The organism is Corynebacterium sp. (genome assembly GCF_030152825.1).
GTDB lineage: Bacteria > Actinomycetota > Actinomycetes > Mycobacteriales > Mycobacteriaceae > Corynebacterium.
The window spans coordinates 76,689-99,818 of sequence record NZ_JASLIP010000037.1 but is presented as its reverse complement, the minus strand read 5'-3'; the positions used below and the strand labels follow the sequence as shown (position 1 = coordinate 99,818).

16 protein-coding genes and 2 tRNA genes are annotated in these 23,130 nt (G+C 65.0%); 14 read left to right on the top strand and 4 right to left on the bottom strand.

Going from position 1 to position 23,130, the window contains the following annotated elements:
• On the bottom strand, window positions 1–2,426 hold a 2,426-nt coding region (gene pepN / locus Q1V78_RS04655; RefSeq protein WP_300612145.1), incomplete at its 3' end, for an aminopeptidase N.
• Window positions 2,427–2,588: 162 nt separating this feature from the next.
• On the opposite strand from pepN, the gene Q1V78_RS04650 reads away from it, so the two are divergent.
• The 8 genes from Q1V78_RS04650 to clpX all read left to right on the top strand — a co-directional run bounded on the left by Q1V78_RS04650 (window position 2,589) and on the right by clpX (window position 8,921).
• A complete protein-coding gene (locus tag Q1V78_RS04650; protein WP_300612157.1) occupies window positions 2,589–3,218 on the top strand; it encodes a disulfide bond formation protein DsbA in 630 nt (209 codons plus the stop codon).
• Between the two features lie 5 nt (window positions 3,219–3,223).
• Entirely contained in the window at window positions 3,224–3,697 is a 474-nt protein-coding gene (locus Q1V78_RS04645; RefSeq protein WP_300612143.1) for a ribose-5-phosphate isomerase, read from the top strand.
• Window positions 3,698–3,815: 118 nt separating this feature from the next.
• Window positions 3,816–3,890, top strand: a tRNA-Gly gene (locus Q1V78_RS04640).
• A 118-nt stretch (window positions 3,891–4,008) separates the two neighbouring features.
• Window positions 4,009–4,082 (top strand) — tRNA-Pro (locus Q1V78_RS04635).
• Between the two features lie 362 nt (window positions 4,083–4,444).
• A complete protein-coding gene (gene tig, locus Q1V78_RS04630) occupies window positions 4,445–6,019 on the top strand; it encodes a trigger factor (RefSeq protein ID WP_300612141.1) in 1,575 nt (524 codons plus the stop codon).
• A 262-nt stretch (window positions 6,020–6,281) separates the two neighbouring features.
• Window positions 6,282–6,854, top strand: a complete 573-nt coding sequence (locus Q1V78_RS04625; protein ID WP_187441097.1) for an ATP-dependent Clp protease proteolytic subunit — start codon at window positions 6,282–6,284, stop codon at window positions 6,852–6,854.
• A 3-nt stretch (window positions 6,855–6,857) separates the two neighbouring features.
• Window positions 6,858–7,478: an ATP-dependent Clp protease proteolytic subunit gene (locus Q1V78_RS04620; protein WP_284780974.1), complete on the top strand. Its 621-nt coding sequence runs from the start codon at window positions 6,858–6,860 to the stop codon at window positions 7,476–7,478.
• 168 nt (window positions 7,479–7,646) lie between these two features.
• Window positions 7,647–8,921, top strand: coding sequence for an ATP-dependent Clp protease ATP-binding subunit ClpX (clpX, locus tag Q1V78_RS04615; RefSeq protein WP_300612139.1), 1,275 nt, complete (start codon window positions 7,647–7,649; stop codon window positions 8,919–8,921).
• A 90-nt stretch (window positions 8,922–9,011) separates the two neighbouring features.
• Here clpX and Q1V78_RS04610 read toward each other — a convergent pair whose 3' ends face one another.
• A complete protein-coding gene (locus tag Q1V78_RS04610; RefSeq protein WP_300612137.1) occupies window positions 9,012–9,782 on the bottom strand; it encodes a hypothetical protein in 771 nt (256 codons plus the stop codon).
• Between the two features lie 132 nt (window positions 9,783–9,914).
• On the opposite strand from Q1V78_RS04610, the gene Q1V78_RS04605 reads away from it, so the two are divergent.
• From Q1V78_RS04605 to Q1V78_RS04590, 4 genes are all read left to right on the top strand, one after another.
• Entirely contained in the window at window positions 9,915–10,919 is a 1,005-nt protein-coding gene (locus tag Q1V78_RS04605) for a malate dehydrogenase (RefSeq protein WP_300612135.1), read from the top strand.
• 123 nt (window positions 10,920–11,042) lie between these two features.
• Window positions 11,043–13,829, top strand: a complete 2,787-nt coding sequence (locus tag Q1V78_RS04600; RefSeq protein ID WP_300612133.1) for a valine--tRNA ligase — start codon at window positions 11,043–11,045, stop codon at window positions 13,827–13,829.
• Complete coding sequence (locus Q1V78_RS04595) at window positions 13,826–15,463, top strand: folylpolyglutamate synthase/dihydrofolate synthase family protein (RefSeq protein WP_300612131.1); 1,638 nt, start codon at window positions 13,826–13,828, stop codon at window positions 15,461–15,463. The genes Q1V78_RS04600 and Q1V78_RS04595 overlap by 4 nt, the downstream gene beginning before the upstream one ends.
• A gap of 32 nt (window positions 15,464–15,495) precedes the next feature.
• Entirely contained in the window at window positions 15,496–15,924 is a 429-nt protein-coding gene (locus tag Q1V78_RS04590) for a DUF4233 domain-containing protein (protein ID WP_300612129.1), read from the top strand.
• A 111-nt stretch (window positions 15,925–16,035) separates the two neighbouring features.
• Here the strand turns inward: Q1V78_RS04590 and Q1V78_RS04585 are convergent, their stop codons facing one another.
• Entirely contained in the window at window positions 16,036–17,559 is a 1,524-nt protein-coding gene (locus tag Q1V78_RS04585; protein ID WP_300612127.1) for an AMP-binding protein, read from the bottom strand.
• Window positions 17,560–17,724: 165 nt separating this feature from the next.
• On the opposite strand from Q1V78_RS04585, the gene ndk reads away from it, so the two are divergent.
• Entirely contained in the window at window positions 17,725–18,135 is a 411-nt protein-coding gene (gene ndk / locus Q1V78_RS04580; protein ID WP_070757592.1) for a nucleoside-diphosphate kinase, read from the top strand.
• 80 nt (window positions 18,136–18,215) lie between these two features.
• Here ndk and Q1V78_RS04575 read toward each other — a convergent pair whose 3' ends face one another.
• A complete protein-coding gene (locus tag Q1V78_RS04575; protein WP_300612123.1) occupies window positions 18,216–18,995 on the bottom strand; it encodes a hypothetical protein in 780 nt (259 codons plus the stop codon).
• A gap of 328 nt (window positions 18,996–19,323) precedes the next feature.
• Here Q1V78_RS04575 and Q1V78_RS04570 point away from each other — a divergent pair, with 328 nt between their 5' ends.
• Window positions 19,324–22,857 carry a translation initiation factor IF-2 N-terminal domain-containing protein gene (locus Q1V78_RS04570; RefSeq protein WP_300612121.1) on the top strand — a complete coding sequence of 1,178 codons (3,534 nt, stop codon included), beginning with the start codon at window positions 19,324–19,326 and terminating at the stop codon, window positions 22,855–22,857.
• The last annotated feature ends 273 nt before the right edge of the window (window positions 22,858–23,130 follow it).

The following is a 23,130-nucleotide window of genomic DNA, read 5'->3' as shown; positions in this document are numbered from 1 at the left end:
GGCTGCAGCAGTTCGCCCTGACCCACCCGCGTCAGCCCCGCCATGCGGTGGCGCAGCGCGAGGTTGGAGAGCAGCGGGCCACGCTGCGTGATCTCCTCCCACACAGCGGCCTTGACCTCGGCGGTCGGGACGGCCGAGCGCGCCTCCAGCGCCAGCATCGCACCGGAGGAGGACGCATCGCGGTTCTCCTCCTCGGCGATCCGCGCGGCCACCTGCTCTTCAGCCTCCCCGCTTTCGTCCTGGCTGGCGGCCAGGGCGATGAGGAACTGCCAGCGCAGGTCCTGGTCGATCTCCAGTCCCGGCGCATAGTTCGCCGCAGCCCCGCCAAGCAGCTCCTGCAGGATCTGGGCGGACTCGGCGCTGTGGACGCTGTGCGCAAATGCACGGGCGAAAGCCAGCTGCGCCTGGCCCGTGGTTTCCTTCATGCCGCGCAGGAAGGCCTCGCGCAGCAGTTCCCAGCCCTGCTCGCGCCACTGCGGGGCAGCGTAGGTGCTCACCGCCACCCGGGACTGCGCGAGAAGCTGCTCCAGTACCGCCATCTCGGTCTCCGCGACGGCACCGCGGGCAACAAGTGCCACGAAGTCGCGGGCGTGCATCTGCGCATTTCGGGTCATGTTCCAGGCCGCGGACCAGATCAGGGAACGCGGCATCGGGTCTGCGATCGCGGTGATGTTCTCGGTCGCCACCTTCAGGGAGTCGGCGTCCAGCTCGATGAATGCGTAGCTCAGGTCGTCGTCGTTGACGATGACGAGCTCGCCCGCCGGCGTTCCATCCAGCTCCGGGATCGCGGTGTTAGGCCCAGCGACGTCGGCGTCCACGCGGGTGATGCGGCTGAGCTGCCCGTCGTCGTCGGTGCGGTAGATGCCGATGCCGATGCGGTGGGTACGGGTTTCGCCGGCCCCCGGGGCCGCCCCGCTTTGCTCGACAGCGAAGTTCCGGTAAGCGCCATCGACGACCTCGAAGCTGGCCTTGAGCGTGTTGATGCCCGTGGTCTTCAGCCACTGATCAGCCCAGTCCGAAAGATCCCGGCCGCTGGAGCGCTCCAGCGCGGAGAGCAGGTCATCGAAGGTGGCGTTCTCCCAGGCGTGTGCCGCGAAGTGAGTGCGCACCCCGGCGAAAAAGGCCTCCAGGCCCACGTAGGCGGCTAGCTGCTTGAGCACGCTCGCGCCCTTGGCGTAGGTGATGCCGTCGAAGTTGGCGTCCACGGTGACGATATCGGAGGCATCGGTGAACACCGGGTGGGTGGTGGAAAGCTGGTCCTGGGCATAGGCCCAGGCCTTCTCCTTGTTGCCGAAGGTCACCCACGCGGTGTCGAAGCGGGTGGCATTCGCCTGGCTCATGGCGGCCGACCAGGTGGCGAAGGACTCGTTGAGCCACAGATCATCCCACCAGGTCATCGTGACCAGGTCGCCGAACCACATGTGCGCCAGCTCGTGGAGGATTGTGTCCGCGCGGCGCTCGTACTCATAGTGGCTGGCCGCAGACCGGAAGACGTACTCGTCGCGGATCGTCACCACACCGGCGTTCTCCATCGCGCCCATGTTGTACTCCGGGCAGAACACCTGGTCGTACTTGTAGAAGGGATAAGCGATGCCGAAGTGCTCGGAGTAGTAGTCGAAGCCCTGCTTCGTGACGGTGAACAGCTCCTCGGCGTCCAGGTGCTCGGCCAGGGACTGCCGGCAGTACAGGCCCAGCGGCACGGTCTGAGAGCCGCTGTTCTGGATCTCGCCCCGGGTGCGCGCCTCCAGCAGCGCATCGTCGGAGGTCTCCGGGTGGGCGGTGATCTCGCCACGCCACACGTCGGTGACCTCGTGCCACGGCCCTACACAGAAGGCGATCAGGTAGGTGGACAGCAGGTGGTCCACCTCCGCGCGGTGGACCACCGTGTCGCCCTCGAGCTCGGCCGCAACGACGTTATTCGTCACCACGCGCCATGGCTGTGGTGTACGCACGCTCAGCGAGTAGGTGGCCTTGATATCCGGCTGGTCGAAGCAGGCGAAGACGCGCTTGGCGTCGGCGGTCTCGAACTGGGAGTAGAGGTAAACATTGCCGTCCGCGGGGTCCTGGAAGCGGTGCAGCCCCTCGCCGGTGACGGAATAATCGCCCAGGGCGTCCACCACCAGCTGGTGGGTGCCCTCGGCCAGGTCCGCAAGGGCGATGCCCGCGGTGGCGTCGTAGTCGCCGGTCCCGATGGCTTGTTCGGTGATGTCCTTCCCATCGAGGTGAATGGATTTCACCTCGCGCGCCCGGAAATCCACGAAGGTGGAACCAGCACCAGATCGGAAGTCGATCGTGGTGCGGCTCGGGAACTGCTCGCGCTGCATATCCTCGCCGGCAGAAAGGTCCAGCTCCACGGTGTAGTGGACATTGGAGATCAGCTCGGCGCGGGCCTGAGCTTCGGTTTGAGTGAGATTCGTTGAGGTCATGCGCTCCACCCTACGCGCGGGTTCGGACACGGATTTCCGCTCCTTGCACCCGAGGGCGTCGTCGTGAAGAAAAGTGGGGAACTGCGAGATGTATACAGTGGCGGGAAGAACAGAAGAAGAAAAAGAAAGGAGCCCGCCGTGGCCACCACGAACGAGCTGAACATGTACTTCGACGTCACCTGCCCCTTCGCCTGGGTGACCAGCCGCTGGCTACTGGAGGTCGAGAAGGTCCGCGACGTGAAGGTGAACTTCATCCCGATGAGCCTGTCCGTCCTCAACGACGGCCGCGACCTCGACCCCGCCTACATGGACCGCATGGAGGCAGCCTGGGCACCAGCGCTGGCCGCTGCCGCGATCTACGCCAAGCACCCGGACCAGATCGCCGATTACTACACCCTGATGGGCGAGGCCATCCACAACGAGAACCGCGGCGAGCGGGACTACATTGGTTGCTACGACGACCTCATCGCCGAGGTCGTTGAGAAGCTCGACCTTCCGGAGGGCTTCATCGACCGCATCGGGCTGCGCCCCCACGCCGAGAACGCATTCCTCGACGAGCTGAAGGAAACCCACCGGCACGGCATCTCCCTGGTTGGCGACGAGGTCGGCACCCCGATCGTGGACATCGACGGCCGTGGCTTCTTCGGCCCCGTGCTGACCCGCGTGCCGAAGGGGGAGCAGGCAGGCGAGCTGTTCGACGCCTCCGTCACTCTGGGTAGCTACCCGCACTTCTTCGAGCTCAAGCGGACCCGCACGGAGGATCCGAGCGCCACGGAGACTGCGGTAGGCTAAAGATCATGCGAATTTATCTTGGTGCCGATCACGCCGGTTTTGACATGAAAAACCTCATCGCAGACCACCTCAGGGCCGCTGGACACGAGGTGATCGACTGCGGTGCACACACCTACGACGCGAACGACGACTACCCGGCTTTCTGCATCGAGGCAGCCCGCCGGGTTGTTGCCGACGAGGGCTCCCTGGGCATCGTCCTGGGTGGTTCCGGCAACGGCGAGCAGATCGCCGCGAACAAGGTGGCGGGCGCACGCTGTGCGCTGGCCTGGTCCGTGGAGACCGCGAAGCTCGCCCGCGAGCACAACAATGCCCAGCTGATCGGCCTAGGCGGCCGCATGCACTCCGAGGAGGAGGCGCTGGCCATCGTGGACGCCTTCATCGCCCAGGAGTGGAGCGAGGCGGAGCGCCACCAGCGTCGCATCGACATCCTCGCCGAGTACGAGAAGACCGGTGAGGCTCCGGCACTCCCGGAGGCCTAAAGTCCACGGCTCACCCCGGTGGAGCCGGTTGGGTAGTTGACCGAGCCATCGTGTAGGGTGTCTATCCACAGCAAGCTTCGTGCTCACGCCGGGCCGGCATGATGTGAAGATTGCTTTTGGGAACGTCGTATAGTGGCTAATACCTCAGCCTTCCAAGCTGAAGACGCGGGTTCGATTCCCGTCGTTCCCTCCACTCTGACCAGCGGTTATAGCGGGGGATTCCAGGCTGTGCACAGCGGTTTGGACTTTCCCCAGGGCTAACGTATGGTTAGAGCGCACGCAACGCGAGCTTAGGTTCGCGAAAGTGTGGCCGGGGCATGGCGCAGTTTGGTAGCGCACTCGCTTTGGGAGCGAGGGGTCGCAGGTTCAAATCCTGTTGCCCCGACGGCAATGTTTAACCCCTAGTCTTCGGACTAGGGGTTTTCTCGTGTCTTAGGCTCGTCAAGTGCCTATCGCCCTGGCACGCTAAGCAGATCAATGGTGGACTCAAGACCCTCGCATTTGGCACGAATCTGGCACGACTTGGCACGGAGGAGGGGCGCCTCATCGCTGCTGCATGATCGGATGAGTGAGCCGAAATTGCGTGATTTCTGCCTGACGGAAACGCACCTGGTAGGGCGTCCTCGGCCAAAACTAGGTGGGGGTGTGGTGACACGGAAAATCAAGACCCTATAAACTTGGTCGATGTCCAACGCTGACTGGCGACACAGGCCGTCAGCAACCATGAATACACAGGAGAGTGCACTCGTGAAGAGCTCTGTTGAAAAGCTCAGCGCTACCCGCACCAAGATCACCGTCGAGGTACCCTTCGACGAGCTCAAGCCGGAGTTCGACAAGGCGTATGCCTCCCTGAGCCAGCAGGTCAACATCCCTGGCTTCCGCAAGGGCAAGGTCCCGGCGAAGATCATCGAGACCCGTCTCGGCCGCGGCGTGGTCCTCGACCAGGTGATCAATGAAATGCTGCCGTCCCGCTACAGCCAGGCTGTCGAGGAGCACGACGTCAAGGCCCTCGGCCAGCCGGAGATCGACATCACCGAGCTTAAGGACGGCGAGTCCGTCACCTTCACCGCCGAGGTCGACGTCCGTCCGGAGATCGAGGTCCCAGACTTCTCCGACATCGCCGTTGAGGTCGACGCCATCAAGGCCGACGATGAGGCCGTCGAGGGCGAGCTGAAGAACCTGCAGGCTCGCTTCGGCACCCTGAAGTCCGTCGATCGCAAGGTCAAGAAGGGCGACTTCGTCTCCATTGACCTGTCCGCCACCGTCGACGGCGAGACCGTGGACGAGGCCACCACCGAGGGCCTGTCCCACGAGGTTGGCAACGACTCCCTCATCGAGGGGCTGGACGACGCCCTGGTCGGCATGAAGGCCGGCGAGGAGTCCACCTTCACCTCCAAGCTGGTTGCCGGCGAGCACGCCGACGAAGAGGCAGAGGTTACCGTCAAGGTCGACTCCGTCAAGGAGCGCGAGCTGCCGGAGCTGGACGACGACTTCGCACAGCTGGCATCCGAGTTCGACACCCTGGACGAGCTCAAGGACTCCCTGGCAACCCAGGTTGAGGAGCAGCTGAAGAACGGCCAGGCCGGCCAGATCCGCGACAAGGTCCTCGAGGCTGCGCTCGAAAAGGTCGAGGTTCCACTGCCGCAGTCCGTGGTTGACGAGCAGGTGCAGGGCCAGATCCAGCAGCTCATCAGCCAGTTCGGTGGCGACGAGAAGGTCTTCGAGCAGATGCTCGCAGCCCAGGACATCACCCGCGAGAAGTTCGAGGAAGATGCCCGCGAGGCCGCTGAGGGCTCCGTCCGCACCCAGCTGTTCCTGGACGCCCTGGCTGACGTCGAGCAGCCGGAGGTCTCCCAGGAGGAGCTGATGGACCACATCGGCTTCACCGCTGCCCAGTACGGCATGGACCCGAACCAGTTCATCATGCAGCTGCAGCAGGCCGGTCAGATCGGCAGCCTGTTCGCTGACGTCCGCCGCGGCAAGGCTCTGGCGATCAATATCGCCAAGAGCTCCGTGAAGGACTCCGAGGGTAACGAGGTCGACCCGAAGCAGTTCTTCGGCACTGAGGAGGAGTCCGAGAAGGCCGAGGAGGCCAAGAAGGACGAGAAGCCGAAGAAGGCCGCTAAGAAGTCTTCCGCGAAGAAGACCACCAAGAAGGCTGCTAAGAAGTCCACGGCGAAGAAGACGACCAAGAAGTCGACCGCCAAGAAGTCCACGGCGAAGAAGACGACCAAGAAGTCGACCGCCAAGAAGACGACCAAGAAGGCCGCAGCTACGAAGACCACGAAGAAGGCTGCAGCCAGGAAGAGCGAGGACAAGTAATCCCCGCGCACGCTAGCCACCCGGCCTGCTGTGCCTGACAAGGTTCGGTGAGCGCCGGCGGCGTCGTGACACCAAAGCGGCGGCTTTGACCGACGGCTTTGACTCAGCACCCCTGGAGGAATACTCCGGGGGTGCTGTGCGCTTAAAGCGAACAGGGGCTTTTCATAGGGCACGACCCGAGGGTTAGTCGCTACTGTGGAAGCCACAAAGAATAAACCAATGAACGAAAAGGGGCACAATGAGCAGTCTTTCGAGCAGCCTCATGTCCGCCGACACGGCTGGGATGAACCTCAACGACTCGGTCTTCGAGCGTCTGCTGCGCGAGCGCATCATCTTCCTGGGCAGCCAGGTTGACGACGAAATCGCTAACAAGCTCTGCGCTCAGATCCTGCTGCTGGCAGCGGAGGACCCGGAGAAGGACATCTCCCTGTACATCAACTCGCCGGGTGGCTCCGTCACCGCGGGTATGGCCATCTTCGACACCATGCAGTACGCGCCCTGCGACATCGCCACCTACGGCATGGGCCTGGCAGCGTCCATGGGCCAGTTCCTGCTCTCCGCAGGCACCAAGGGCAAGCGCTACGCTCTGCCGCACGCTCGCATCATGATGCACCAGCCTTCCGCTGGCGTGGGCGGTACTGCGGCCGACATCGCCATCCAGGCAGAGCAGTTCGCACACACCAAGCGTGAGATGGCGGAGCTGATCGCCGGCTTCACCGGCCAGACCGTCGAGCAGATTACGAAGGACTCCGACCGCGACCGCTGGTTCACCGCCCAGCAGGCCAAGGACTACGGATTCGTCGACCACGTCATCAGCTCTGCGAAGGAGAAGTAAAGAATGAAGATGCCAGAATCGCGCTACATCCTGCCATCCTTCGTTGAGCACTCCAGCTACGGGGCGAAGGAATCCAACCCGTACAACAAGCTCTTCGAAGAGCGGATCATCTTTCTGGGCACCCAGGTGGACGACGCCGCGGCCAACGACATCATGGCCCAGCTGCTCGTCCTGGAGGGCCTCGACCCGGACCGCGACATCACGATGTACATCAACTCGCCTGGTGGTTCCTTCACCAGCCTGATGGCCATCTACGACACGATGCAGTACGTCCGCCCGGACGTGCAGACCGTGTGCCTCGGCCAGGCGGCCTCTGCTGCCGCCGTGCTGCTCGCCGCGGGTACCCCGGGCAAGCGCGCCGCGCTGCCGAATGCCCGCGTGCTGATCCACCAGCCAGCCTCCGGCGGCGTGCAGGGCCAGGTCTCGGACCTGGAGATCCAGGCCAACGAGATCGAGCGCATGCGCAAGCTCATGGAGTCCACCCTGGCTCGCCACACAGGCAAGTCCGAGGAGCAGATCCGCATCGACACCGACCGCGACAAGATCCTGGACGCCGAGGCCGCCAAGGAATACGGCATCATCGACCAGGTCTTCGAGTACCGGAAGCTCTCCGCTCAGGAGTAGCGGTCGATAGTTTCCGTGGGGCGTGGCCTCACGGTTCTCGCAACCGGGGTTGGCGAACCCAGCCCCTCAAGCCCCGCAGTGTTGCTCAGTCAGCGCAGCGGGGTTTTTGGGTAGTGTTGGATACCCGCCGTAGCACCACCAATTTCTCAGAAAGACTGGTTCTCACAGATGCAAGAAAGCGCAGAGCTGCTGAAGTGCTCGTTTTGCGGCAAGAGCCAAAAACAAGTCCGCAAACTCATCGCCGGCCCCGGGGTCTACATCTGCGATGAATGCATTGAACTCTGCAACGAGATCATCGAGGAAGAGCTGGTAGCTACCAGCGCGCAGGAGCCGCAAAGCAAGCTGCCAACCCCGTCCGAGATTTCCGCTTTCCTGGACAAGTACGTCATCGGCCAGGATGAAGCGAAGCGCACCCTCGCGGTGGCTGTCTACAACCACTACAAGCGCATTCAGGTCGAGGAGGCCAATGCGCTGGCCCGCCGCAGCGACGACGAGGTCGAGCTCTCGAAGTCCAACATCCTCATGTTGGGACCCACCGGCTCCGGTAAGACCTACCTGGCGCAGTCTCTGGCCCGGATGCTGGACGTCCCCTTCGCCATCGCCGACGCGACCTCGCTGACCGAGGCCGGCTACGTGGGCGAGGACGTCGAGAACATCCTGCTGAAGCTGCTGCAGAGCGCAGACTTCGACGTCGAGAAGGCGCAGCGCGGCATCATCTACATCGACGAGGTGGACAAGATCGGCCGTAAGTCCGAGAACCCGTCCATCACCCGCGACGTCTCCGGTGAGGGCGTGCAGCAGGCGCTGCTGAAGATCCTGGAGGGCACGGTCGCTGCCGTCCCACCCCAGGGCGGGCGCAAGCACCCGAACCAGGAGTTCATCCAGTTCGACACGAAGAACGTGCTCTTCATCGTCGCGGGTGCGTTCGCGGGCCTGGAGAAGGTCATCGAGGATCGCCGCGGCAAGAAGGGCCTGGGCTTCGGTGCGGAGGTCACCTCCAAGAACGACCAGGTCAAGGACCCGTTTCAGTATGTGGAGCCGGAGGACCTGGTGAAGTTCGGGCTGATCCCGGAGGTCATCGGCCGCCTGCCGGTGGTCACTCACGTCGGACACCTGGACGAGGACGCGCTGGTGCAGGTGCTCACCGAGCCGAAGAACGCCCTGGTGCGCCAGTACCAGCGCCTGTTCGAGATGGACAACGTGCAGCTGGCCTTCGAGGACGGAGCGCTGCGCGAGGTTGCCCGCCAGGCGCTCGCGCGGGAGACCGGTGCACGCGGGTTGCGCTCCATCATGGAGCGGATCCTGCTGCCGATCATGTACTCCATCCCTGAGGAGGAGGACATCGCCGAGGTGTTGATCACCGAGGCTGCTGCGAAGGGTGAATCCGAGCCGACCCGCCTGACCCACGAGGAGGTCGCCGAGCGAGATAAGCGCTCCGCTTAGGCGGCGCGCAAGGAGGGCAAGGCGACTAGGGGGGCAGTGAACCGCGGCCCACCCTGTGCACCGCGTGGGGCGGGGGATTGGTTGGCGGGGCTACTCCTGCCAGAACTCCTCGGAGTCGTAGAGGCTCGCGGCAACCGATTCGCCCACAATCTCGGAGGGGGAGGAGTGGGTATAGGAATTATCCTGCCTGGTCCGCATCGGCGTGGTGAGGAAGGCGACGACGGCGTCGCAGGCAAGTTCGGTGACCCCGGACTCGTTGTGCGGCTCGCGGACGTCCATCCCGTAGAGCGCGTAGAAGGTGTTGCGGTGCAGTGTGGCGAAACCGGATAGCCCCAGGATGAGGATGTAGACGTCCTCCGCGGACACCCCGGTGCGGAAGGCGCCGAGGTCGTGGCCTCGCAGGAGGGCACGGTCTATCTGGAGAATGACGGGGGACTGCTCGAGCACGTCGATACGGTTCGGCACGTCCGCCCGGTTGTAGAGGTTCTCCGCGGCGATCAGGCGCATGGAGTCCGGATTGCGCTGCGCCCGGGCGAGCGTTTCGCACACGAGGCGCCGCACTGCCTGCACCGGGGTGAGGCTGGCGATGTCGTCCTCGAACTTCTTTGGTTCGGCCGGCCAGAGGGTTGCCAGCGCGTAACGCAGCGCCTCCTCGTAGAGCTCCTGGTTATTGCTCAGCAGGGCGTGCTCGGCGGGGAGGTTACCGGCGCGTTGGATCGCCACCAGCTGGGCCTTCGGGATATCCGTCCCGTACTCCACGGCGATCGGCAGGGCGCACTCCATCGCTCGGGCGTAGTCGATCGGGTCGAGGTCGTACCGGTGCACCGAGTGAGGAAGATGGCGAGCTGAGTCGTCGGTCATTGTTCCTCTCCAGTCAAAACTTTCTCTCCTCATCGTAATGACTGTTCGCGGGTAGGCTGGGGTCGGAAAGATCAATTGGGGGATATCGCCCCCGGTTGGTGCCCCCGATCCTGATTAAAGGCGGTTTCACTCATGGTTGATAACACTTCGCAGAACACCTCCGATGCCTTGAACGTGGCGGTCACCGGCGCAGCGGGGCAGATCTCGTACTCCCTGCTGTTCCGTCTGGCAGCAGGCGAAATCTCACCGGGGCGGAAGGTGAACCTCCGCCTCATCGAGATCGAGCCCGCTAAGCGCGCCGCGGAGGGCGTGACCATGGAGCTGAAGGACGCCGCGTTCCCGCTGCTCGGGGACGTCACCGTCCACACCGATGCCCGCGAGGGTTTCCAGGACGCCGACGTCGTTTTCCTGGTCGGTGCGAAGCCGCGCCAGAAGGGGCAGGAGCGTGCGGACCTGCTCGCCGCCAACGGTGCCATCTTCGGCCCGCAGGGTGAGGCACTGGGTGAGGTCGCCCCGAACGCCCGCGTGCTGGTGGTCGGCAACCCGGCGAACACCAACGCCGCCATTCTCGCCGCCCACGCCAAGGGCATCGCGCCGAACCGTATTACCGCGATGATGCGCCTGGACCACAACCGCGCGCTGTCCCAGGCCGCCGACCGCCTAGACGTCCCGGTCTCCGAGCTCTCGGGCATGGTCGTGTGGGGCAACCACTCGGCATCCCAGTTCCCGGATGCTACCGCCCTGCGCGCGGGCGGCGAGCCGGTCTTCGAGAAGCTGGGCGCAGAGTGGGTCAGCGAGGAGTTCATCCCGCGCGTGGCCAAGCGAGGCGCTGAGATCATCGAGGTCCGCGGCCACTCCTCTGCAGCTTCCGCGGCGTCCGCGGCCATCGACCACATGCGGGATTGGCTGCTCGGCACCGAGGGCGACGAGTGGGTCTCCGTCGCGCTGCCTTCCGACGGTTCCTACGGTGTGCCGGAGGGGCTTGTCTTCGGCTTCCCGTGCCGCAGCGTGAACGGCGAGTGGGAGATCGTCCAGGGCTTGGATCTGGGTGAGGAGCAGAAGCAGCGCATCGCGCGCACCCAGCAGGAGCTGGAGGAGGAGCTGGCCGCGGTGCGCGAAGCCGGCTTCATCGACTAGCCACACACCGCTGTTCCGGCTGGTGGCCCGGGTTAGCCGACGAGCTGCCAGCCGTGTCCGCCCGGTCTACTACACTGGGATGAGTTCAACAGAATTTGTCCCCGAGTAAGTGATCAGGGTGCGATGACCAGCAATACTCCTGCAACGTCCCAGGGTGTCCAGCGCGGCGAGGATCGTTCGCAGCTGTTGCCCAATCAGTGGAACCCATCCGATGTGGAATCGGAGCTCTACGAAGGCTGGGTTTCGGCCGGCTACTTCAAGGCCGACGCGACGAGCGATAAGCCGCCGTTCTCCATCGTCCTGCCGCCGCCGAACGTCACCGGGCGGCTACACATGGGCCACGCGCTGGATCACACCCTGATCGACGCGATGTCCCGCCGCCGTCGCATGCAGGGCTACGAGGTCCTGTGGCTGCCGGGCTCCGACCACGCAGGCATCGCCACCCAGACCCGCGTGGAATCCGACCTAAAGAAACGCGAGTCCAAAGACCGCTTCGATTACGGCCGCGAAGAGTTCATCGAGCGCGTCTGGGAGTGGAAGGACGAATACGGTGGCCTGATCCAGCAGCAGATGCGCGCCATCGGCGACTCCGTGGACTGGTCCCGCGAGCGCTTCACCCTGGACGAGGGACTCTCCCGCGCCGTCCAGACCATCTTCAAGGCCCTGTTCGACCAGGGCATGATCTACCAGGCCAACCGGATGGTCAACTGGTCGCCGGTGCTGCAGACCGCCATCTCCGACATCGAGGTCAACTACGAGGACGTCGAGGGCGAGCTGGTCAGCCTCCGTTACGGTTCCCTCAACGACGACGAGCCCCACGTCATCGTCGCGACCACCCGCGTGGAAACGATGCTGGGCGACGTGGCCGTTGCAGTGCACCCGGAGGACGAGCGCTACGCCGACCTCGTCGGCACCACGCTGCCGCACCCATTCCTGCCGGACCGCGAGATGGTCATCATCGCGGACGACTACGTGGATCCGGAGTTCGGCACCGGTGCGGTGAAGATCACGCCGGCGCACGACCCGAACGACTTCGCGATGGGGCAGCGCCACGACCTGCCGATGCCGGTGGTGCTCGACGAGACCGGCCACGTGTCCGGCACGGGCACGCAGTTCGACGGCATGGACCGCTTCGAGGCCCGCGAGAAGATCCGCCTGGCCCTCGAGGAGCAGTGCCGTGTGGTGGCCCGCAAGCACCCCTACGTGCACTCCGTCGGCCACTCCGAGCGCTCCGGCGAGCCGATCGAGCCGCGGCTTTCCCTGCAGTGGTGGGTGGACGTGAAGAAGCTGGCGAAGATGTCCGGCGACGCCGTCCGCGAGGGGGATACGACCATCTACCCGGCCTCCCAGGAACCGCGGTGGTTCGACTGGGTGGACAACATGCACGACTGGACCATCTCCCGCCAGCTGTGGTGGGGCCACCGCATCCCGATCTGGTACGGGCCGGAAGGTGAGGTCGTGTGCTGCGGCCCGGATGACGAGCCGCCGACGGGCGAGGGCTGGCGCCAGGACGAGGACGTGCTGGACACCTGGTTCAGCTCCGCCCTGTGGCCGTTCTCCACGATGGGCTGGCCGGAGAACACCCCGGACCTGCAGAAGTTCTACCCAACCTCCGTGCTGGTCACCGGCTACGATATTTTGTTCTTCTGGGTCGCCCGCATGATGATGTTCGCTACCTTCGCGGACACGCTCGAGGACTCCCCGCTGCACGGCAAGGCAAATGGCGAGGACCCGGCTGCCCGCGATGGCCGTCCGCAGGTGCCGTTCAAGGACGTCTTCCTCCACGGCCTCGTCCGCGACGAGCACGGCCGCAAGATGTCCAAGTCCCTGGGCAACGGCATCGACCCGATGGATTGGGTGCGCGATTACGGCGCTGACGCGCTGCGCTTCACCCTGGCTCGTGGCGCCAACCCCGGTGCGGACCTGCCGGTTGGCGAGCACTCCGCGCAGTCCTCCCGCAACTTCGCGACGAAGCTGTACAACGCCACCAAGTTCGCGCTCATGAACGGCGCGCAGATTGGCGAGCTGCCGCCGCGCGAGGAGCTGACCGACGCGGACCGTTGGATCCTCGACCGCCTCGAGGCCACCCGCGCCCTCGTCGACGATGCCCTGGAGCGCTACGAGTTCTCCCTGGCTAATGAGAACCTCTACAAGTTCGCGTGGGGCGAGTTCTGCGACTGGTACCTGGAGATCGCGAAGGTGCAGATCCCGCGCGATTGGGACTCCGCCACCGAGGAGGAGTACGTCCGCGGCGTGAACACCCAGGTGGTGCTCGGCCGCGTCCTCGACGCGGTGCTGCGACTGCTGCACCCGGCGATGCCTTTCGTCACGGAGACGCTGTGGACCGCCCTAACCAAGGACGTCGAGGGCTACCCGGAGTCCCTGGTCATCGCCGAGTGGCCGGACCAGTCCATGACCAACAATGGCGCTGAGCCGGACGAGCTGGCCGCCCGCCGCATGGCCGACCTGGAGAAGCTCGTCACCGAGCTGCGCCGATTCCGCGCCGACCAGGGCGTCAAGCCGAAGCAGCGCGTCCCGGGCCGCCTGGACTTCGCCGCCGTGGACCTCGAGGAGGAAGAGGCAGCCATCCGCTCCCTGGCGCGCTTCGAGGAGCCGGGGGATGACTGGGAGACCACCGCCTCCATCGAGCTGCGCCTGAGCCAGGCCACGATCACCGTTGAGCTGGACACCTCCGACGCGGTGGATATTGAGGCCGAGCGCAAGCGCCTGGAGAAGGACCTCGCCAACGCCCAGAAGGAGCTGGATAACGCGGCGAAGAAGCTCAGCAACGAGAACTTCCTGAATAAGGCTCCGGAGCACGTCGTGGTAGATATCAAGGAACGCCAGGTTGTGGCTCAGGAGGAGTTCGACCGCATCACCCGCCGCCTGGAGGGGCTGCCAAAGAAATGACCGATTCCACGGACCGTGATCTGAATACCACGCCGGCAGAGGACCCCGGCCACGGCGAGGCCGGGGAGGCCCGTGCGGCCGAGCTGACCGGCCAGGGGGCAGCCGCTGCCGCGTCCGCCGTCGGTGGAGTGCGCCTCGACGAGCACGGCCTAGCGCTGCCGATCGACGCTGCCGGCGCGAAGCCGGGCGAGGAGGATGGTCAGCTGAGCGGCGACGACGCCCTGCCGCCGCGGCCCATCACGGAGGAAGATCTGGCGGACCTCGCCGCGGTCGAAGCCGAGCTGAATCAGCGCTGGCCGGAGACGAAGATCGACCCCTCCCTGGAACGCATCGAGATGCTCATGGATCTCCTGGGTAACCCGGAGCGCTCCTTTGCGACCATCCAGGTCGCCGGCACCAATGGCAAGACCTCCGTGGTGCGGATGATCGAGTCACTGCTGCGGGCGTTCCATCGCCGCACGGGTCGCACGACCTCCCCGCACTTGCAGCTGGTCACCGAGCGCATCGCCGTCGACGGCGAGCCGATCCACCCGCAGGATTACATCCGCATGTGGCGGGAGATCCAGCCGATGGTGGAGATGGTGGACGCGAAGTCCACGGCCGAGGGTGGCCCGCAGATGAGCAAGTTCGAGGTGCTGGTCGCCCTCGCGTACAGCGCCTTCGCGGACGCCCCGGTGGACGTCGCCGTCATCGAAACCGGCATGGGCGGGGCCTGGGACGCGACGAACGTCGTGAACTCCGATGTCTCCGTAATTACGCCCATCGGCATGGACCACACGGACTTCCTCGGCGACACCCTCACCGAGATCGCCGGTGAAAAGGCGGGCATCATCAAGTCCCGCTGGGACCGTGAGGATCTGCTCACGCCACCAGAGAACATCGCGATCATCTCGGAGCAGGATCCCGAGGCGATGTGCGTGCTGCTGGAGCGGTCCGTCGAGGTCGACGCCGCGGTGGCTCGCGCCGGAGCCGAGTTCGGTGTCGTGGAATCCACCGTCGCGGTGGGTGGTCAGCGCCTGACGATCAAGGGCCTGGCCGGGACCTATGACGACATTTTCCTGCCGCTGTCCGGGGAGCACCAGGCCCGCAATGCCGCGACCGCCCTGGCCGCGGTGGAGGCCTTCTTCGGGGCGGGCGGGGACCGTCAGCTGGACGTCGACAAGGTGCGCGAGGGCTTCGCCACCGTGGCTTCCCCCGGTCGGCTGGAGCGCGTGCGCTCCACCCCGAGCGTGTTCATCGACGCCTCCCACAACCCGCACGGCGCGGCCGCTTTGGCTAAGGCCGTGGACCGGGACTTCGATTTCCGCCGACTCATCGGCGTGGTCGGGGTGCTGGGGGACAAGGACGCCCGCGGCATCCTCGCCGCGCTCGAGCCGGTCCTCGACGACGTCGTCATCACGGAGGTGCAGTCCCCGCGTGCCCTGCCGGTGGATGTGCTCGCCGAGTACGCCCGGGATGCCTTCGGGGAGGAGCGGGTCCACGTCGCCGAACAGCTGCCGACCGCGGTGGAGACCGCGATCCAGTTGGCTGAGGACGATAGCGATGGCATGCTGGCCGGGGCCGGGGTGCTGATCACCGGCTCTGTGGTGACTGCAGGTGAGGCGCGAACGCTGTTCGCCAAGAAGCCCGAGTAGAACGCTCGAGTACACAGGAGGATTGGAAGCAGATGGCGCGCAAGCCGGCTGAAGAACTGGAGATGGGGCCACTCGGCCCGGGACACGCCCCAACCAATGACCCGATGAAGGGCATCCGCGGGGTCATGGCGGGCACCCTGATCCTGGAAGGGATCGTGATGCTGCTGGGGCTGACCGTGGTCGGCCGCGTGGATTCGGGACTGGGCCCGGTCTGGCTGCAGTTCGGCTACGTCCTCGCCGTGGCGGTGCTGATGTTCGCGGCGGCCTTCATGCAGAAGGCCGAGGCTGCGGACAAGATCAACTGGGGCCTGCAGATCCTGGCCCTGATCGGGGTATTCGCCAACCTGGTGATCGGCGTGATGGCCCTGATCTTCATCGGCGTGTGGTGGTACATCTACCACCTACGCAAGGTGGTCCAGGAGCGCATGCGGCGCGGCCTGCTTCCGAGCCAGCACGTTTAGCGAATCAAGCCTCCTCTACAGCGCTAGCGAGCGAGAAGCCTCCCCACCAGCCCAACTTTCGGGTGGGTCGGGGAGGCTGAGGCTTCTAGGGATTCTCGCGGTGTGGGGCTGCTAGCCCTCGAAGGGCACCTTCGCCAGCTCGCGGCGCAGGATCTTGCCGGTGGGGTTCTTCGGGATGGCATCGACGAACTCCACCGCGCGAACCTTCTTGTACGGCGTCACGCGGTCGGCGACCCAGCCCATGAGCTCCTGTGCCCCCAGCTCTGAGCCCTCACGCTTGACGACGAACGCTCGCGGGATCTCCAGGCCGTCGCGCTCCGCGCCGACGACGCCGACGTCGGCGATGTCTGGGTGGGAGAGCAGCAGGCTCTCCAATTCGGCCGGCGCGACTTGATAGCCCTTGTACTTGATGACCTCCTTGGCGCGGTCAACGATGCGCAGCCCGCCATCCTCTCCGAAGTGGGCGATGTCACCGGTACGCAGCCAACCGCCCTCGATGAGCGTTTCGGCGTTGGCCTCGTCGTTGTTCAGGTAGCCCTTCATCACTTGTGGACCGCGCACGAGTACCTCGCCGGCCTCGCCTTCGGGAACATCTTCCAGGGTGTCGATATCAACTAGGCGGATTTCCGTGTCTGCCACCGGCTTACCGACGCTGGAATGATCGGCGTCGCCGTGAAGGTTTAGGGCGACCAACGGGGAGGCCTCCGTCATGCCCCATCCCTGCACAACCTTCGTGTCGAGGCGTTCTTCGACCGCGCGCATAATTGGAGCGTCGATCGGCGCCGCGGAGGAAACCATGAGCTTTGAAGCGGAGAACCACGCCGGGTCGATCTCTGGGCCTTTGGCCATCGCGATGGCCATCGGCGGGGCAATGAACGTGAACTCAATCGCGCGCTCAGCGTGGGCACGCAGGAACTGCTCGATGTCGAACTTCGGCATGGTGAAGATGTGGTGCCGGTGCAGCAGCGGCCCGAGTAGCAGGACCGTCATGCCATAGATATGGGAGAAGGGCAGCACACTCAGGGTGTTGCTGCGTGCTTCGATGCCGGAGCGCTCAATCATCTCCCGTACGTGCATCAAGTTGCTGGTGAGATTGCGGTGAGTCAGCTGCACGCCCTTCGGCAACCCGGTGGTGCCGGAAGAGAAGGGGACAGCGGCAACCGAGTCAGGGTCGATATCGACCTCTGGAGCGGTTTTCGGACTGCCCTGTAGGGAAGCAAGCTCCATGGAGAAAATCTGTGGGAGTTGCTCCATATTGGTCGGGCCGATGAACAACTTGGCTCCGGCAGCTTCTACGATGTGCTCCACGTCCGCCTGGTTCATGAGCATGCCGATCGGGTTGACGATGGCCCCGGCTCGCAGGATACCGAGCAGGCTAGCGGCGAAGTTGATGGAATTGGGTACCTGGAGGGTAACCACGTCCCCCTCGCCGATGCCTCGAGAAGCTAGCTCGGCGGCGATGGTCTCGGAGAATTCTGTGAGCTCGCCATAGGTGGCCGTCGATTGGGTGGAAAGCTCTGTGATGGCGGGCAGTGCTGCTTCTTCTTCGGTGAGATCGCCGAAGATGAGGTCGAAAACGTCGGTGCTGGGGTAGTCCAAACTCGGGTAGGGGCTGGAGTAGATCCTGGGTGCCATGTGCGCCTCCTTCAGTGAGGTGTGATCTATGTCTCATAAATAATAGTGTCTCTTATAAAAATTATTTCGCTATTTCCATTACGTCAGCGAAGAGACCAGAACACATGGGGGCAAAGGGGAAACCTAAGGGGCGAGGGGCCTAAGAATTCGCTATCCTTAGGAACCATGACTGAACGCACTCTCATCCTCATTAAGCCGGACGGTGTCGCTAATGGCCACGTCGGCGAGATCATCTCTCGCATCGAGCGCAAGGGCCTGAAGCTCGTCGAGATGGATCTGCGCACCGCAGACCGCGCAACCGCAGAGAAGCACTACGAGGAGCACAAGGACAAGCCGTTCTTCGGCGAGCTCGTGGACTTCATCACCTCCGCACCGCTGGTCGCGGGCATCGTCGAGGGCGAGTCCGCCATCGCTGCCTGGCGTCAGCTGGCCGGTGGCACCCACCCGGTCGAGGCAGCCACCCCGGGCACCATCCGCGGCGACTTCGCACTGACCGTCGGCGAGAACGTCGTTCACGGCTCCGACTCCCCGGAGTCCGCTGAGCGCGAGATCGCTATCTGGTTCCCGAACCTCTAAAAACTGCTCAACGCACAATGTCCCGGCAAGCCCAGGTGGGCTCGCCGGGACGTTTTCTTATGCTGCGGGGAGCGGTGCCGTTACTGGCTTCCCACGCCCCGCGCAGCGCGGACGCTGTCCTGATATTCCTTGCTGGCTTCCTCGGTCAGCGTCAGCCATTGGTCGGTGCTACCGCGGTGTCGCATTTCGCGGATGCGCACCACACGCCCGTGCGCATCGGCCTCGTTGAGCGCTGCCTTGACCTCGTGCTCGAGGGCCCCGTGCGCGACCAGCTCCGCCACGAGCTCGCTTTCCAAACGCTGATAGATGCCGGGCACGAGCTCATCGGCATGCATGAAGGCCACGATGGCATCCGGACCGTCAAAGACCTGGCCAGACTCACGCGGAGAATTGCCTGCGTCGCCGAAGAGTTGTGGTGGCGCCGCATAATGCGTTGGGTGGTGCGCCCCGGAGGTGAAGTACCACACCATCCCCAGGCCGGTGGCGATCGCTGCCGGAATGACGACCAGCCACGGCGCCCCGGACTGTGCGATGCTCAGCGCCACATAGGCCGCGGAGTAGGGGACAACGAAGCGCAGTACCTCGCGCCAGCTGAACTCGGTCCGCTGCAGCTTCGCATCCGGCTTGAGCGGGTCGTAGTCGTTCCTTCGGTAGCCATGCCGGTTGAAGAACTTCATATAGCCGAAGACCATCAGCCCCAGCAGAAAAGCAATCGCCACGAAACCCATCCACACTTCTGGCAGGGCAGAACAAGCGATGACGACGAGCGTCCACACAACGCCGAGGGCCCAACCAAGCACCGTGGAAGGTTGATGCTTCGCGTAGTGGCGTTGAAGCTGCTTTTCGCTGATCTGGAACATTCCATCAGGTTAGCAACCGGTGTAGACACGATCTCTCGGGACGCTGGCTACCTCCCGGCGGGGGAAGTTATGACAAGATGGGGGACAGGATTTTCCTTATACCCGTACCCACAACGACGATGCGGTTCGGCAGGGCTAATCCATCACACTTAAACATCGTTTGTGAGCACACCTCCATCGCCAGGCCTCCTTTTGAGGCGCCCGGCCCCGGTGTCGCTCTGGCGCCTGGCTGGCGCAGCGGCCGTCGTTTCCACAGGTTCGCTGCTGTTCTCGATCTTTTTCTTTAGGACGCCGCCAGCTAGCGCGAGAAAATCTTTCAAGGAGAAACGTGGCTTTTACGCCGGAACCAGCGCTGATTGAATCGGCCGGAAAAATTAATACTGAAAGCTTCGGTCGTAGGGTGCGCGTGCACTCGGTGGCCAAGGAGCTGGGGATCACCAGCAAGGAGTTCATCGACGTGCTGGGGGAGTTCGGGATCACCGGTAAGGTGCCTTCCTCGACGCTGTCGAATGAGGAGGCCACCGACGTGGTCTCTCGTCTGGCTGGCGGGGGAGGGCTAACCCAGTCTGAGCAGCCAGCGGCGAAGGACGGGGCGGACCCAGCGGAGCCCGCTGCCGACAAGGCCGGGGCCAAGAAGGCGGGAGCCAAGAAGACCGCTGCCAAGAAGAGCGTGAAGAAGTCGACGGCTAAGAAGGCTGTGGCCAAGAAGAGCGCCAACACGGCCGCGCCGGCTAAGGCCACGGCCAAGGAAGCGCCGTCCGAGCAGGAATCCCTGGAGCAGGACGCCACACCAGAGGTGGCTGAGCAGCAGGAACAGCAGAAGCAGGCTGAGCCCAAGAAGGCCTCCCGCAAGAGTACTCAAAAGAGTGCGCAGAAGGCTACCAAGAAGGCTGCCGCGAAGAAGACGACCAAGCCCACGGTCAGCAAGAAGGCGGAAGCCAAGAACACCGAGGCGGAAAGCGCACAGCAGCACCAGTCCGCTGAGGCGCCGCAGGCTCAGGCTGAGGAAGCGGCGTCCACGACCCCGGAGCAGCAGGCTCCGACCAACGAGGAGGCTCCGCGGCCTACTCGCCGCCGCGTGCGCCGAATTGTGCGCCGCGTGGGCAGCCGCGCCATCCAGCAGGACACCGCAGCGGAAAAGGCGGAGCCCTCGTCCGAGGGGATGGCCGAGAAGCAGGAGCAGCCGAAGAAGGCCGAATCCAAGAAGGCTGAGCCCAAGAAGAAGGAACAGAAGGCCGAGCAGCGCCCCGCCGAGCCTCAGCCCGCGGCCGAGGAGGAGACCCCGGCCGACCAGCTGCACCCGGGCGAGCGCGGGGAAGCGGACATCGTCGACGAGCCGGTGCGCCTGAAGGGCTCCACCCGCCTGGAATCCAAGCGCCGCTGGCGTGAGGAGAACCGCGAGCGCGGCCGCCACAAGGCCATCAGCCGCTCTGAGTTCCTCGCGCGCCGGGAGTCCGTGCACCGGCAGATGATGGTGCGCGACGCCGAACGCCACGACCACACTGGTCTGACGACCCAGGTGGGCGTCGTGGAAGATGGGCAGCTGGTGGAGCACTTCGTCACCAGCGACACCCAGCAGTCGATGATCGGCAATATCTACCTGGGCCGGGTGCAGAACGTCCTGGCCTCCATGGAGGCGGCCTTCATCGACATCGGCACCGGCCGCAATGCCGTGCTCTACGCCAGCGAGGTCAACTGGCACTCCCCGCACCTGCACTCCAAGTCCCGCCGCATCGACCAGGCGCTGCGCTCCGGCGACCAGGTGATGGTCCAGGTCATCAAGGACCCGGTCGGCCACAAGGGCGCCCGCCTGACCAACCGCATCAGCTTCGCGGGTCGCTACCTCGTGTACTTCCCGGGCGGCACTACCGCGGGGATCTCCCGCAAGCTGCCGGAGGCCGAGCGCAAGCGCCTGAAGGAGATTCTGCAGCGCGTCGTGCCGGGCCAGGGCGGGGCGATCATCCGCACCGCCGCGGAAAACGTGGCCGAGGAGCTCATCGAGGAGGACGTCAACCGCCTCCACGAGCAGTGGCTGAACATCGAGAAGACCGAGGCCAAGGAGCGTAAGTCCAAGGGCGCGAAGCCCGTCACGCTCTACGAAGAGCCGAACATGCTGATCACGGTCATCCGCGACCTGTTCAACGAGGACTTCTCCGAGCTGCTCGTCGAGGGCGATAAGTCCTGGCGCATGGTCCGCGATTACATGGGCCGCATGGCCCCGGAGCTGATGGATCGGGTGCACAAGTGGCACCCCGAGCAGCACGCCGACGAGGACGTCTTCGCCGCGCACCGCCTCGATGACCAGCTCGCCAAGGCGCTGAGCAGGAAGGTGTGGCTGCCCTCCGGCGGCCACCTCGTCATTGACCACACCGAGGCGATGACCGTCATCGACGTCAACACCGGCTCCTTCGTGGGCTCCGGCGGCAACCTCGAGGAGACGGTCACCGAGAACAACCTCGAGGCAGCCGAGGAGATCGTGCGCCAGATGCGGCTGCGCGACATCGGCGGCATGATCGTCGTCGACTTCATCGACATGGTGCTGGAGGAGAACCAGGACCTGGTGCTGCGCCGCCTCATCGAGTACCTGGGCCGCGACCGCACCCACCACAAGGTCAGTGAGGTCACCTCGCTGGGCCTGGTTCAGATCACCCGCAAGCGCCTGGGCGCGGGCCTGCTGGAGACCTTCTCCACCACCTGTGAGTGCTGCGACGGCCGTGGTGTGATCGTGCATCCGGACCCGGTGGAGCAGGACTTCAACGAGGAGCCGGAGCGGCGCCGTCGTTCCTCCCGCGGTAATGGTCGCGGCCGTGACGAGCAGGGCTCGAAGGTACAGCGCAAGAATCAGGGCTCCAGGGACCAGGGCCGTGACGAGCAGCGTGACGAGCGTCGCGAAGAGGCGAAGAGCCACGAGGGTAAGGGATCCAAGTCCAGTGCCTCCCACGGCAAGGGGCGCGAGGATTCCCAGGACCACCGCAATTCCGAGGGGCAGGAACGTCGCTCCCGCGAGCAGCGCCAGGGTTCCCAGTCCGGTTTTGAGTCCGCTGCGGAGAGCAGCGAGGGTCAGAAGCAGGAGACGAGGACGTCGCGCCGGGGCGGTCGCCGTTCCGTTCAGCGCCGCTCCAGCTCCGCAGTCAAGGACGCCACCGCCCGCGCAGAGCAGGGGCCCGCGGAGAAGAAGCAGCCTGCCGGCCGATCAGGCGATGAGTCCCAGGCCGGCCAGGAGCGCGCTCCGCGTCGGGTGGTTCGCCGCATCGTTCGGCGCACGGCACCTAGCCAGCAGCGCGGCGGCACCGGCCAGCGCAAGTCTGCGGCGAACGCCGATGCCCCGGAGCTGAAGATTTCCTCCCGCGAGGATCGCGCCTCGGCGCAGCGGGATGAGCAGGAGAAGCCCGAGCGTGGCTCCCAGGGGTCGCGCCGCCGTGGCCGCCGCGTGGTCCGCTCTAAGCCGGCCGCTCGGCAGGCAGGTGCCCGCCAGGCAGGCGAGCACAACTCCCACAAGAAGGGCCAGGGCGACCAGCCTTCCGGCCAGAAGCGAGGCTCCGAAGGCGATCGCCGCAACGCCGGGGCGCGACGCTCTGGGACTCGGGGTGCTGGGAAATACGGCGCCAACACCTACGAGGAGGCGGTGAAGGAGTTCGAGAACTCCCCACGCCGTCGCCGTCGCACGCGTGGCAACTCCGTCTCGGATCGCCGTCCGCAGCCGGAGGACTTCGGCAAGCAGCCCGAGGCTGCCCAGCCCAAGGGCGAGCAGAAGCGGGAAAACCAGAGCGCCGGCAAGTCCGAGCAATCGGCGAAGGGGGAGACCCAGGGCCGGGCGCGAGGTCGGCGCCGCCGGGTGGTGCGCAGCAACCCGCGACGCTAGCCTCGCGGTTGCGCTAGCACCACGGCTGCCCGCTTGCCCCGCGGCTGTGCATCAGCCACTTCTGTGTGCTCGGCCGCGGGCGGGGAGGGGTGGCGTGTGCCGGTTTCGCCACATTAGTCCCACCCTTCACAGCCCGGTGGTTGAGCCGGGCGCTACCTGCGATGGGCTGCAAAAAGATTTTGGTTTTCCGGCCCCGGCTGGGTAGTATTGGGCAGTCGTTGTTCATCGCCTCTAATCGGGCGCGGCTTGTTGTGCCGAAATGAACACACTTAA